Origin of the sequence: Bradyrhizobium erythrophlei, from assembly GCF_042430365.1 — a bacterium.
In the GTDB taxonomy this organism is placed as follows: domain Bacteria; phylum Pseudomonadota; class Alphaproteobacteria; order Rhizobiales; family Xanthobacteraceae; genus Bradyrhizobium; species Bradyrhizobium erythrophlei.
Map to the genome: position 1 here is coordinate 1 of NZ_JBHMET010000017.1, position 14,020 is coordinate 14,020.

Annotated in this window: 1 protein-coding gene; it reads left to right on the forward strand. The window is 62.2% G+C overall.

Annotated features, from left to right (window positions below; genetic code table 11):
• The first annotated feature begins 396 nt into the window (after positions 1-396).
• Complete coding sequence (locus tag ACFFWD_RS02170) at positions 397-13,941, forward strand: filamentous hemagglutinin family protein (RefSeq protein WP_376960972.1); 13,545 nt, start codon at positions 397-399, stop codon at positions 13,939-13,941.
• Positions 13,942-14,020 lie beyond the last annotated feature (79 nt).

Genomic DNA, 14,020 nt, shown 5'->3' on the forward strand with positions numbered 1-14,020 from the left:
TCACGATTTGCCCCGAAAGGGAATCCCTTCCGATTCCACCAGGTCGGAAAATGCTCTAGCGGGATGATCCGGAAAGCTGCGCGTAGCGGTTCCATCGCGCTTCGGGTCGCGACAAGTCGATCCGATGGAGTAACGCAATGATAACAATGGATAACAGAGAGCGTCGAGAGCGATACGTTATTGCATGACGCATGCGGGCGCCGCGTTTTCGCGGTAAACGCTAGGCGCGAATTATGTAAATTGCCGTCATTGCTACAAATCTGACATATGAATGTTAGTAAACGATAAGTAAATGCGGCGCGCGCATTCGCCTGCATCGCGGGCGCGCGATTGGAATTTGTATCCGGAAGGTATTGAAGCGTGCCCCCTCGCGAGATCGTTGTTCGGCCGCCAGGGATGCGGCGCGCCTTTGAACGGACGCTGCTTTGTGGCGTCAGCCTGCTGGCGCTGTCCGTTGCAGGCGGTCTCGGCCATGCGCGAAGCTTGACGCCCGGTGCCACCACGATGGTGCCGACGGCGGCCGCGCAGGAGGCGGCGATCCAGGCCGCGCAACAGGCTGCAGGCGCGGCAACGCAGGCCCAGGCCTCGCTCGCCCGTGCGGCAGCGGCGCTCGCCGCGATGCGCAAGCTGCAATCGGACGCCGCCGCGGCCGCCCAGGCCGCGACATCATCCGTTCCGAACGGACTGGTCAAGGACGGCTTGATGCCGGCGGGCGGTACAGCGAGCGATCCGCTGGCGGGCATCAAGGCCGATGCGTCCAAATGGCGCGGCGCCAATTCACCGGTGCAGACGACGAACGGCTCGAAGGTTTCGGTCGATATCCAGCAGACCCAGCAGAAGAGCATCCTCTACTGGGATACGTTCAACGTCGGCGCCAACACCACGGTCAATTTCAGGCAATCCGCGTCCGACTGGATCGCGCTCAACCGAGTGCAGGATCCCAGCGCCGCACCGAGCCGCATTCTCGGCCAGATCAACGCTCCCGGCGCCGTCTACCTGATCAACCGCAACGGCATCGTGTTCGGCGCGGGCTCCCAGGTCAACGTTCACAGGCTGATCGCCTCCAGCCTCGATATCGGGCCGCTTGGCACCAAGGTAGAGGATCGCGATACCTATTTCCTCAATCTGGGCGTCGCTAATCTCAGCTCGTTCTCGATCTATGACAAGGACGGCGGTGCGACGACCAAGCTGATTGCCGGCGACGTCAAGGTCGAGCGCGGCGCGTCGATCACCGGCAACATCCAGTCGGATCAGGTCGCGCTCGGTTCGCCCGGTTCGGTCTATCTGTTCGGCGCCAATGTCTACAATTCCGGGGCGATCACCGTTCCCAGCGGCGAGGTCGCCATGGTCGCGGCGCGCACGATCGACGTCGTTCCGAACGGGTATTCGAAGCTGCCGGACAATGTGCTGGGAAAGGATGATTCCGGAAAGACGATCAAGTTTCGCGGCACAGAGTTTAGAATTTCGCAGTTTGCGTCGTCGTACAGTACCAGAACGGATGATGCGACGGACCCTTTTGGTTACCCATTCAGCCCCGCTTATCTGGCCGGTACCGGGGCTATCTCTCATGATGGCTTGATTGACGCTTCTCGCGGCATTGTCATCATGAACGGCGATACCGTCACGATCGACAATCCAAGGGACGCAAGTGGTCGCTATCTGACGGAGAGCGCCGGCAATCTCATCCAGGGGGTCATCTCGGTCGATACCAGCGTTGATCGTAACAGCATGGTGCTGCTTCGCGCTGCGACCAGCGTCACCATCAATGGCGTGATATCGAGCCTGCCGATCGATGACGGTGCGCCGGGGCTCACAAGTGCGCAGAGCTTTACGCCGGCTTATGTCGAGATGACCGCGCAAACCAACGTTGCGGTTGGTCCGAATGGGCTGATTTCAGCTCCATCCGCGCAGGTGGCACTCAACGCGCAGCGGTTCTTGCACAACAAATCAGTCAACGGGACCACTGAAGTCGCACCCAACCTGTTTAACCAAGGCATGTCCTCCGCTGGCGTTGGAGGCAACGCGGACGTCTCTTCCAACTCAAATGGCCCGCAAACCGTGCTGCTCGCGCCAGGCGCAACAATCGACGTCGCCGGCCTTCAGAATGTCGAGCTGCCGGCGAGCTACAACGTCATCTCGTTCAAACCGCTTGCGGAATTCGCCGACATGCCGTTGCAACGGCCACCTTACGCCAGTGTGGGCGCTGACGGAAGAGGAGCGGTGTACGGCCAGATGCTGTGGATCGACATCCGCAACTCCGGCACCCGCAGCGACGGCACGAAATGGGTGGGCACGCCGCTCGCCGACGCCAGCGGCTATGTGGCCAAGGTTCCGCGCAGCATCTCACAGTTGATGACGGTCGGAGGCAGTATCAGCCTCTCCACGGAGCTCACCACCACTAACGGCGCGCCCAGCGTCAAGACCGACGGCTCGATCATGAACGTCGCGGGCGGCAGCGTCAAATTCCTGCCCGGCATGGTGAACACCACGCATCTGATCGGCAGCGACGGCCGCATCTACAGCATGGCCAACGCCGACCCGAACATGACCTTTCTGGGGATCGCGGGCCAGTTCACGGTCAAGCATGCGCGCTGGGGCGTCACCGAAACCTGGTCAACGCAGACGCAGATTGATTCACCCGGTTATACCGAGGGACATGACGCCGGAAGCGTCAATGTCGTGACCATCAATCCATCGCTGCTCGGGACGATCTATTTCGGCGCAACGGCTGGCGAGCGCCAGATCAGCGCCGGCCAACTGCCGTTGCAGGGCTCGCTGTCGCTGACGACGCCATCGAGCGTACAGATCGGCGCGACGCAGTCGGCCAACTATACCGCGCAAAGCACCTATACGACGAATTTATCGGCCGACACCTTGTCGGGCTACGGCCTCAGCTCGCTCTCCGTGACGGCCAATGATTTTGTCCTGTCGAGCGACAGCACGCTCAATCTCGCGGCCGGCGGCAGTCTCTCAATCACCGCCGGCGGCGCGATCGATATTGCCGGAACGGTTTCGGCTGCAGGCGGCAGCGTCAATCTCGTGACCGACCGAATTGCGGTCAGCGGCAACTTCAATTCTTCCGCATTCAAGCCGCCAACCGACAAATCGGGCAAGGTGATTGCCGCTAACATCTTTGTCGAGGGTACGATCGACGTGAGCGGTCGTTTCATCAACGACATCGGTCGCGGCACCGGCGATGCGGTTGGTTCTGCATTCACCAACGGCGGCAGCATCTCGCTTACGACCAATAAGGACAGCGCGAGCAGCAGCACAACTGGCAACAGTTACGTCGATACGACCGGAAGTATCTTGCTCGCGAAGAGCAGCGTCCTTGACGTATCCAGCGGAGGCTATGTCTCGTCATCGGGCAAAGCCAAGACCGCAGCTACTGGTGTCATGGCCGGCAAGGCGGGGTCGATCTCGCTTGCCATCTATAACGGCAGGATATGGGACGACGTCAGTGGTCCACATACGCCTACTCAAGGCATTGCGACGCAGGCAGTGATTGAGCTCGACGGAAACCTCCGAGGCTACGGATTCGAGAGCAACGGCAGCCTGAGACTTGCCGCGGCTGACACCATCCGGATCGGCGGCAAGCTGCAGCCTGGCGAGACGTCTTCGATCCGCGTCGGCGGTGTGGCGAGCACGTTGCCCACCTCTCTGCTCACGGGCGGCGGTTTCGGCTCCTACACGATCGAATCGGTGCCGGATGACTGGTCCGGCGCCGCCGCGAACATCATCGCGTCGGCCGGCACCAATCTGACGCTGCAGCAGCAGAACCTGTCAAGCCTTGCAGATTACACGACGACGCCGACAGGTACCAGGCTTGGCCAAGCCACGCCGCAACTGGCGATGCTTCCGGACGACCAGCGCAAGCCGGTCAACCTCACGCTCAAGGCAAACAACATCCTGCTTGATACCGGCTCGAAGGTCGTCACCGATCCCAAGGCCATTATCGCGATGGAGGCGGTCACCACAACTCGCGCTGCAACGCAACCGAGCGATCCGAACTGGAACGTCCCGGCACAGTCTGTCGATCTGCGCGGCTCCATCGTCGATCACGGCGGCTCCGTCCTCATCAACGCGCTGAAGACGCATCTTTCAACTCAGGCGAAGGTCGATTTGTCCGGCACCTTCGTCGCCAATTCGCTGCTCGGGACGACGAATGGCGCGGCGACCAGCGGCACCTACGTCGCCGGCGGCACGTTCGCGGTCGAAGCCGGCCAGATCAGTTTGGTCCCGAACCAGACCTACTTCGTATATTCCGCGCCGACGGGCGTGAACTATCTCGTGGCCGATAGTGGCGCGCTGGTGGATGTGTCGGGCGCAGCCGGCAACATCCAGGTGGCGGGCGCACGCGGTGCCACGTCGTCGCAGTGGACCTGGAGCGACGCCGGCACGGTGAGCGCCAACGTCGGCGGATTTGCCTGGGGCGGGGGCTTTGCCGCAGCCGGCGGGCGATATGTTGCCGGCGACGGCGGCGTGCAGGCGGACGCGCGCGCCAACGGGGGCACGATCCTGCTTGGTGGGGGACCGATGTCCCTGCGGCAGGATATCACCGACGTGACGAATACATTGGCCGCTTACCAGTTTGGAATAGCGCCGAGGTCGCTCGTCGTTGCTGCCGACCAGCTTGTACCGTTCGACAACGTATACCTGTATGCGGGGAGCGCACTGGGCGGCGCGCCGGCCATCTTCACTGATTTGCCGGGCAAAACCTACGGGCTCTCGGTTCCAAGCGGTGCGGCAACAACCTGGAGCCCGCTCACGATTTCCGGTCGGCTCAACTGGAACGTGACGAACCGCTTGCACATTGCGGCCGGCTCGATCAATGCGCCGGCATCCGGCTCGATCGACGCGCGGATTGCTGCGCCTTATGTCTCGCTGACCGGCAACGGCACCAAACCCGTGGTCGGCACCAGCACGCTGACGGTGAATGCGCAGACCATCGATATCGAGGGAGCGCCGACGCCATCGACCTTCAAATCCGGCGACGCCCTGCCGGGCCTCGATTTCTCGGGCTTCAGTCAGATCAACCTGATCGCAAGCGGCGACATTCGCCTCGGCACGCTCAAGGTGGCAGACGGCCTCAAGAAGAATTCCCAGGACAAAGCCCCGACTGCGGAGCAGTCGAGCTTCACCGGCAACATGATCTCCGCCGGCGATTTCCTGCTCTCGGCCCAGCGGATCTATCCAGTGACCGCCGTCACCTTTACGATCGAAACGCCCGGCAATGTCAGGTTTGCGGCGCCTGCCGACGGCAACACGAAGATTCCGCTGTCCGCCGGCGGCGGTATCACCGTCCATGCCAAGACCATCGACCAGGCCGGCAACCTGTTCGCGCCGCTCGGCAACATCACGCTTGGCAATACTGACAGCTCGGTTTCCCCGATCATCACCCAGTCGGTCGTGCTCGCGCCGGGAAGCCTGACCTCGGTGTCGCTGGCCGATATGACCGTTCCCTATGGCGCGACGGCTGACGGCACCAACTGGTACTACAACGCCAGCCTGAACCCGCTGGCGCAACCGCCGTCGAAGGGCCTGGTCCTGGCCGGTTCGAACGTGAAGCGCTCCGAAGGCTCCACGATCGACTTGCGCGGCGGCGGTGATATTCAGGCCGTGGAGTGGGTCCAGGGCAAGGGCGGATCGCGCGACACCCTGACCACGACTCCGTTGGGCCAGATTGTGTACGCGCTGGTGCCGTCGCAGGTTGATCCGGTCTCCGCTTTCGACATTCACTTCACGACCGCGCGCAGCGCCGACAATGGCAAGACCATCACCGCCGGCGACGCCGTTCCGCTGGCCGGCCAGCAGATCACGATCGACGGTGGCAGCGGCATTGCGGCGGGCACCTACACGCTTTATCCGGCACACTATGCGACGTTGCCGGGCGCGATGCGCGTCGTGGTGTATTCCAATGACAATACCGGCCGAAATCTGGCCACGGGGACGACGTTGCCCGACGGCACCGTTCTGGTGACCGGCAACTACACGCAGTCGACCGTGCCCGGAAAGCAGTCGTCCGGCCAGACCGTGTTCGCCGTGCAGACCAATTCGGTCTGGCAACAATACAGTGAGTACAGCTTCAAAGGCGCCAACACCTACTTTACCCAACAGGCGGTGAAGCAGAACGCCACGGTGCCGCGGCTGCCGGTCGATGCGGGCCGTCTCTCGGTATCGGCGCTGCAGTCCATCGTCCTGAACGGCGTCGCGCTGACGCAGCCGGGCCAAGACAGCAGCGGCAATTTCGGACGCGGCGGCGAACTCGACGTCAGCGCTCCGCAACTTGCGGTGGTCGGCCATGCCGGGTTCGTCAAGAATGATGTTCGGGCCGGCTATGTGGGTCTAGATGTTACCCAGCTTAACGGCTTCGAAAGTGTTCTGATCGGCGGCGCCCGCAGCGATACCACAACGGGCACGCTGATTACGCCGACCGCCAGCAATGTCCTCGTCGACACCCAGGGTGAGGCATTCAGCGCGCCGGAGATACTGCTCGTCGCTCAGGTCGCCAAGCCGACCCAGTTGCAGACGATTCCGCAGACGTTGAGGGTGAACGGCCAGACTGTGGTCGTGGAAAATCAGGTCTTCGTGCCGGCGCCCGACAGCGGCACAGTGCGGATCGCTGGCGGCAGCGTCATCGCCACCACCGGTGTCGTGCATACCGGAGCCGGTCGCAACTACTACTTTGCGGATCCGACCAACAACAGCCCCACGGCCAGCACGGCCCAGGATGTCGCGACGGCGCTGGGCGGCACGCTCGATGCGACCGGCACCGCCATCATCGGGGCTGACATCTCGAAGCTCAGCTATGTCGTCCAGAACGCCGACGGCAGCTTCGTTATCAACCCCGATGGCAGCCAATATCGCCACATCGGCAGTATCAACGCCGGCGATCTCGACAAGCTGCAGAACTATTCGTATCAGACCAAAGGGCTCAACGCGCTGTTCGCCGCCAGCAACGACACCAGCCTGAAACTGTCGATCCCGACCAAGCTTGCACCACCTTCGCTGACGATCCAGTTCGCGTCGAGCGTTGACCCGAACGTGCCCGGCGCGATGAGCGGATCCCTGGTTCTGCCCGATGCCGGGAGGGTCCACATCGAGCACGGCGCCAACATTACCAGTAAGGTCCTGACCCTGGACGCGACCGGGACGGTCAACTCTATTGTTCTTAACAGCAGCGACTTTCACCTGCAGCAGCTCAACGTGACCGGGCGCACCATCGGTCTCGGTTCGCCCACGCTCGTGACCGACAAGAGCGTTGCGCTGTACAACCAGCAATTCGCCGACGTGCAGGCGCTGTCGTTGAAGGCGCTGTCCGGTGTCGTCACTCTTTACGGCGATTTTAATCCGGGCGTGACCAAGCTGACCCTGGACGCCGCCGCCCTGGCTCGCGCCGATGGAGCGGGAAGCGCCGAGCTTTCGGTCAACAGCGGTACAATCGAGCTGATCAGCACGGGCGCGGCGAATGTTCCCGCGAACCTGCCTTCGGCCAACGGCGGCTTCGCACTGGCGATCAACGGCACGGAAATCGTTCTGGGAGGCGGGGCGCAGTCGATACTGGGCTACGGTCAGGTGAGGATGCATGCCACCGACCGCGTGCTTGCCGCAGGTGTAGGCACCATGACGCTCGGGGCGGGCAATGATGTTGTTGACCTTTCCGTGGCGACGCCGAGCTTCCTTGTGGCCGGCGCTACTGCCGCGGGCGGCGGATCATTCGAGATCACCACTCGGAACAAGGGCAACGTCGCCGTCATCAGCAGCCTGACCCATAATAGCTTCCCCGACCGTCCGACTGACAGCACCGAGATCGGCGGCAGCCTCAAACTGACGGCGAAGAACATCATCGTCGACAGCACGATCCAGGCGCAGGCCGGTACGATCACACTGTCGGCCTCCGGCAGCGATTTCGGGGTGTGGCTCATGCCGCACGCTTATCTTGCCGCCGGTGGCTACAAGAAGACGCTGGTCGATGTCGACACCTATTTGGCGGGCGGCAAGGTCGTACTCAACTCCGGCGCCAATGTCAGGACCGATGCGCACAGCGTCATCGATGTGGTGCAGCCCACGGGCGGCCTCGGCTATGGCGGCGAGATCGACGTGACGGCGCTCAATGGCGGTGCGGCGCTCGCGGGCAACTTGCGCGGCGCCGGCGGACCCGGCCACGGCGGCACCTTCAAACTCGACATCAACGGATCGGCCGATCTGTCGGGGCTCGCCGATCAACTGCTCGCGGGTGGTGTCAGCGGTGCGATCGACATCCACACGCGGACGGGCAATCTCGAACTGTCGCAGGGGCACACGCTCAAGGCCAACGCTGTCACGCTGACCGCCGATGATCCGACCTGGGCGACCATCGATCCCTCGAAGCAATTGGGCCAGGTCATCATCAGCGGCACTGTGGATGCCAGCGGATATGCCGGCAACACCGCGGACGGCGCTGGACAAGCGGGCGGGCAGGTAGGCCTGTTTGGCCACAACGCGGTGGTGCTGACGAGCTCCAGCCAGATTCTCGCCCGGACGACGCATGCTGACGAGCGCGGCGGTGATGTCATGATCGGCACGGCCTGGTCTGCGGTCGGCAAGATCGATCTGCAATCCGGCGCCGTCATCGACGTCTCCGGCGGCACCAGGGGCGGATTGTCGGGCGGAACAGTGACATTGCGCGCGCCACTCGATGGCAACAACGACGTCAAGATCAAGAACATCGACGCGACGATCACCGGTGCGCGCGCCGTGAACATCCAGGGCTTCCTCACGATCAATACGGAAGCAAGCCCGAACAATGTGAGCGGAATCGACGGCAGCCGGCTCACCACAAAGAACGGTACCAAGGTGGTCTGGGATGGCTATGTCGACCCGGCAGGGTTAGTAACCTCGAAAGGTACTGCTCCTGACTTCGGAACTTGGACCAATGTTACCGGCGATCCTCTCGTCGTGACGCCCGGGACCTACACGGCACCGCCCAACATATCGGTGGTCACCAGCACCGGAGCTACGATCACCGGAGCAGTCGATCCGGCCAACGCGAGCTTCTACCTGGTAACGGATCCGGTGACCGGAACGACGTTCCGTTCCAGCCTTCAAGTCGCGTCGATTAATGTGACGGACGGCGGCAGCTATACCAGCGCGCCTACTATAACCGTGACCGCCGCCGATGGCTCCAAGCTGCCGAACTGGGGCATTGCGGCCACCGCCAAGGCCAAGCTGGCTTTCAACGACATCAATGTCAGCGGCTTGATGAACGTTCCAGGCCAACAGCCAGATGGATCGAGTTATCCGAACATCAGCAATTTCAATGGAAACAGGGTCAATCTGCTGGGTACTCCTCCCGGTGGCCAGCTGCAGGTGATCGGAACTGGACACCTTGTGGTCACAAACGGCGTCCCGACAGTTGTCGTTGACCAATCCAACATCACGAGCACGGTGCCGACGCAGGTGTTCGTCCGCACCTCGTTTTTTGGCGGGACATTGTATCCAGCCGGCTACTTTTCGGCGACGATGAAGGTGACCGGAGCAACCGTGACCGGCGGCTTTGGCTATAGCGGCGCCGTCAACGTCGCTTTCTCCAGCGACCCCACCACCGGAGCCACCGCGACCGGAACCGCGACTATGGGCGCGGCTTTGAGCGTCGCGGGCGTGAGCAAGGGTTATCGGTCCGTCGCCGATCTGCCGCAAATCAGCTTTGCCGGAAATGGCGGCGGAAGCGTCTCCTTCGCGACGCAAACGACCGGTCTCACCGGTGCAACCGACCAGGATCATATTTTCGCGCCGAACGGCGGCCTGAGCTTCGTTCCACTAGCTTCCAGCAAGGTTTTCAATGGCGCCGGTGATGCTGCTGCGCTCACCGTCGCGTCCTATCAGCCGCACCAGCTGCTCTACAGCGATGTCCTCGCGAATTTCGTCCAGGGCAATGGAATTCAGGGCGCCCCGGACCTGGCCGGCAAGAGCTACGGGTTCAGCGGCCTGCTCGACAGGCTTCAGAATGGGCTGGTCAAGCAGCTCGGTGCCGATGTGGTGCACGTTCAACCGGGCATCGAGTTGGTCAATACCAAGGTCAGCAACACGACGAATTCCGGCGACATCACCGTTGTCAGCAACTGGAATCTGGCGGCGGGCATTGCGGGCAATTTGCAAACCGGCTCGCGCAACAACCAGTCCTTCCAGTATTTCGATCCGGCCTCGAGCTACGTGAATTTCACCTACCGGCTCGCGACGCCGTGGGGTGGACTCGATGCCGGTGCCTTGACGCTGCGCGCCGCCGGAAACATCAACGTCAACGCCTCGATTTCCGACGGCTTCTTCCAGTTTGGAAATTATCTCGATCCAAACTACATTGCGGCGGTCCAGAACTACATCGCCTCCCAGGGCGGCAATGGCCGAAAGATCGATCCCAATAGGCTCGGTCTCTTTACGTACTACCTGAACAACTACGCAAACGGCGCGGTCCCGATTGCTCCCTATCAGTCCGCCGGCAACATCGTCAGCCCGACGGCACAAGATCTCGCGGCTGCGGATCTGTTCCCGCATCAGTTACACGTTTGCACTACGGATTGCAGCTCGTCGAACCTGAAGCTGCTGACCGCGCCGTCATCCTGGTCCTATGGTTTCACGGCCGGGGCCGCGGTCTCTAGCGCCAATCCGTCAGCGAGGATCTCACTTGCCAGCGCACAGGCCGGCATCAACGGTGTGGCGGTCGGCAACATCACGGTCGACAAGCACACCACTTACACATCCAAGAACTCGTTGTTTGTTGACACTCCTAGCTCGATTGTCGACGTCACCTACAATCTTCCGACCATGGTGCGTACCGGGACTGGCCGCATCGATATGGCTGCTGCGCAGGATGTGGTCTTGAACGACACGGTCGCACCCGGCGCGATCTACGCGGCGGGGGTCAACACCGCCAAGCTCATCGATCCAAATTACACGCTCAACACCGCGAGCGGGGCACCGACCGTCGCGGTCGGCAACACCGATGCCAGCGTCCAGCAAGCACTCTTCCTCGAGCCAAGGGTCCTGGCCTACGGCAACAACGCGACCATCATTCCAAACGGGGCAGACCTTTACTACGGTCCGCCCACCGCGGCCGCGTTCCCCGAGCGGGGTGGTGACGTCAGGATCGACGCGCAGCGCGATATCGTGGGCAACGTCACGAGCGGCAACAAGGTGGTGCAGTACTATCAACCGTGGCTGTTGTCGGATAGTGGCGTCGCGTCGGCGTCGTCAGCCGTGTTTGGCGCAGGCGTCTTCGCGCCTTCGGGTACGCAGATCGCATCGCAAACGGCATGGTGGATCCAGTATTCGAGCTTCCAGCAGGGTATCCTGAGCGCCGGGGGCAACGTCAGCGTCACTGCCGAGCGCGACCTGCAGGGTGTTTCGGTCTCTCTGCCAACCACGGGTCGGGTGAGCGGCGGGCTTACGCTTGCCAGTACGCCTGTGACGCACCTCTATGACAGCGGCAACATGGTCGTGACCGCCGGCCGCGATATCCTCGGTGGTTCATTCTATGAGGGGGCGGGACACGGCATCATCACCGCTGGAAGATCGGTTGGACAGAACGGCACTGTTTCGAGATACGCATCAAGTCCCATTCAGCTTCCGGATACACCATTGCTCGCCGTTGATACCGGGCAAATTGCGATCTCAGCGCGTGGCTCGATCTCGATTGCAGGCGTCGTCAATCCCGCCGAACTGCACGTTCAGCAGCCGAGTTTAGCGAATCCACTGGATCCAGGCTCCAGCGGTAAGGGTTCAAAGCCGATCTACATGGATACCTATGGCCAGGACAGCAGGGTTCGGCTGGTGGCTGAGACGGGGGATCTGACCATCTCCATCGCGCCGACGGCGATCACGGACCTATCCCCGACCGCAACGGGTGTTACGGCGGCCGCGGCGATGTATCCGGCAAGCTTCGAGGCGCTTGCGCTGAACGGCAATCTTATCACGACGGGCATGACAACTCAGGACGCGACCGGCGCCCAGATTCCACGCCCTCGCGCACTTTTCCCGACACCGGGCATCGTGTTGAGCTCGTCCGAGCACGGCACCTTCCAGCTGATGGCTCAGGGTAGTGTCGACCTGAGCTTCGGTTATCCGAGGAATACGTCGACGTTGTTCGACAACACGCAGCGGCCGTACATCTCGGCCGGTCCCTCGTTGATCGACTCCGCGTTTGATCCGTTCCAGCCGAATAACGGGTTTGCCGGCTCAACCAGCGGCACCGTGCTCGCGCACCAGGACGACGCGGCCCAAGGGATCGATACCGTCGCACGCATTTACGCCGCGACCGGCGACATCACTGCCACCGGAAGCTATGGCAAGCGAACGACCAGCGACGACAATCCGGGCTATCAGCACATCGAAATCAACCGGCCGACCAGGGTCTATGCCGGCCGGGATGTCATCGATCTCAACGTCATTGTCCAAAATATCCACGCCGGCGATGTGAGCACGATCTCGGCCGGTCGAAACATCAATTACACCGGTTTCAACAATGGCGGTGGGTTGCAGGTGGCGGGGCCTGGCTTCCTGGTGGTGCAGGCAGGTGGGGACATCGGTCCGTTCCTCCCGGCGGCGCATGACAACCCAGGCGAGGTTTCCGTTCAGGAGGGCATTGTCTCGGTCGGCAATTCGAGCCCGACGGCAGTCGGAAATATCTACGTTTCCAGCGGCGGCGGGTCGGTGGGCCTCTACGACACGGCGCTTCTCGGCTCCAGAAACAACCCGCGGCGCAATGCGGCGCTGACAGCGGCTGCCGGCACGAAGCAGGGGGCTGACATCGTCACGTTGTTCGGCACCAAGTTCGGTGTCGATTATCAGGCGGTCGTCAATACCTATGTCGATCCGGCTAACGCGGCTGGTGTGGAGCACAACTATGTTGCGGCGCTGCGGACCTTCCTGGCCCGCGTCGGCAAGCCTGCAAGCGGCTCCGACGATGCAAGCGCATTCGCGGCCTTCAAGGCTTTGCCGACCGAGCTGCAGCATATCTTCGTCGATCAAGTGTTCTTCGCCGAGCTCAAGGCCGTCGGCATTATCCAGGCGAGCGGCACGTCGGCAGACTCGCAGCGCGGGTACCGGATGATCAACACGATGTTCCCGTCAAGCCTGGGCTACACTGCGAATGCGCTCGGCGGCGGCAGCAACGGCGCCAACCAACTGGTCAAGACCGGAGATATGAACCTGCTGCACGCCACGATCCAGACGCAGCTTGGCGGCGATATCTCGCTTTTCGGTCCGGGTGGCAACATCACCGTCGGGTCGCTCGCGGCTGAACCCAATTCGGCGCTGAAGCTGCGCGATATCGGCATCCTCACGCTGGGGGGCGGTGCGATCAGCACCTTCACCGACCAGAGCGTGCTGGTGAATTCGAGCCGCGTGCTCTCGACCCAGGGCGGCGACGTCCTGATGTGGAGTTCCAACGGCAATCTCGATGCTGGCCGTGGATCCAAGACGACCCTCTCGGCACCGGCGTTGCAGGTGCTGTATGACCAGGATGACTACCAGTCGATCGACCTTGGCGGGTTCGTGACCGGCGCGGGCATCGGCACGCTGCAAGCATCGACCGCGGCGGCTGCGGCCCAGCTTTACCTCATCGCTCCGCGCGGTACGATCGACTTCGGCACGGCCGGCGTACGCGCCTCGGGCAATGCGGTGTTCGTCGCGCCTGTCGTCGCTAATGCCAGTAACTTCCAGGTGCAGGGCAACACAACGGGAATTCCGACCATCTCTGTTCCGAACGTCGGTGCATTGACCGCAGGTTCGAACACAGCGGGTGCGGCTGCCAAGACGGCGGATGCGCCTACCGCAGCCGGCAACAGCAAGCCGGCCTCGATCTTCATAGTTGAAGTGATCGGCTATGGCGGTGGCGAGGGCCAGGGTGACCCGTCAACCGACAAGAAGGAATCCGACACGAAACCGTCCGGCGACGGCAAGCAATGAAGCGCCGCGAGATCTGCGGCCTCTAGCAGTCTGCTGAAAAGCCCAGAAATTGAAGCATTGCTGTGTGTTTGGGCAGGTG

Coding starts and splice junctions, on each gene's coding strand:
- ACFFWD_RS02170 (WP_376960972.1), top strand. CDS start 397: ATGCGGCGCGCCTTTGAACGGACGCTGCTTTGTGGCGTCAGCCTGCTG.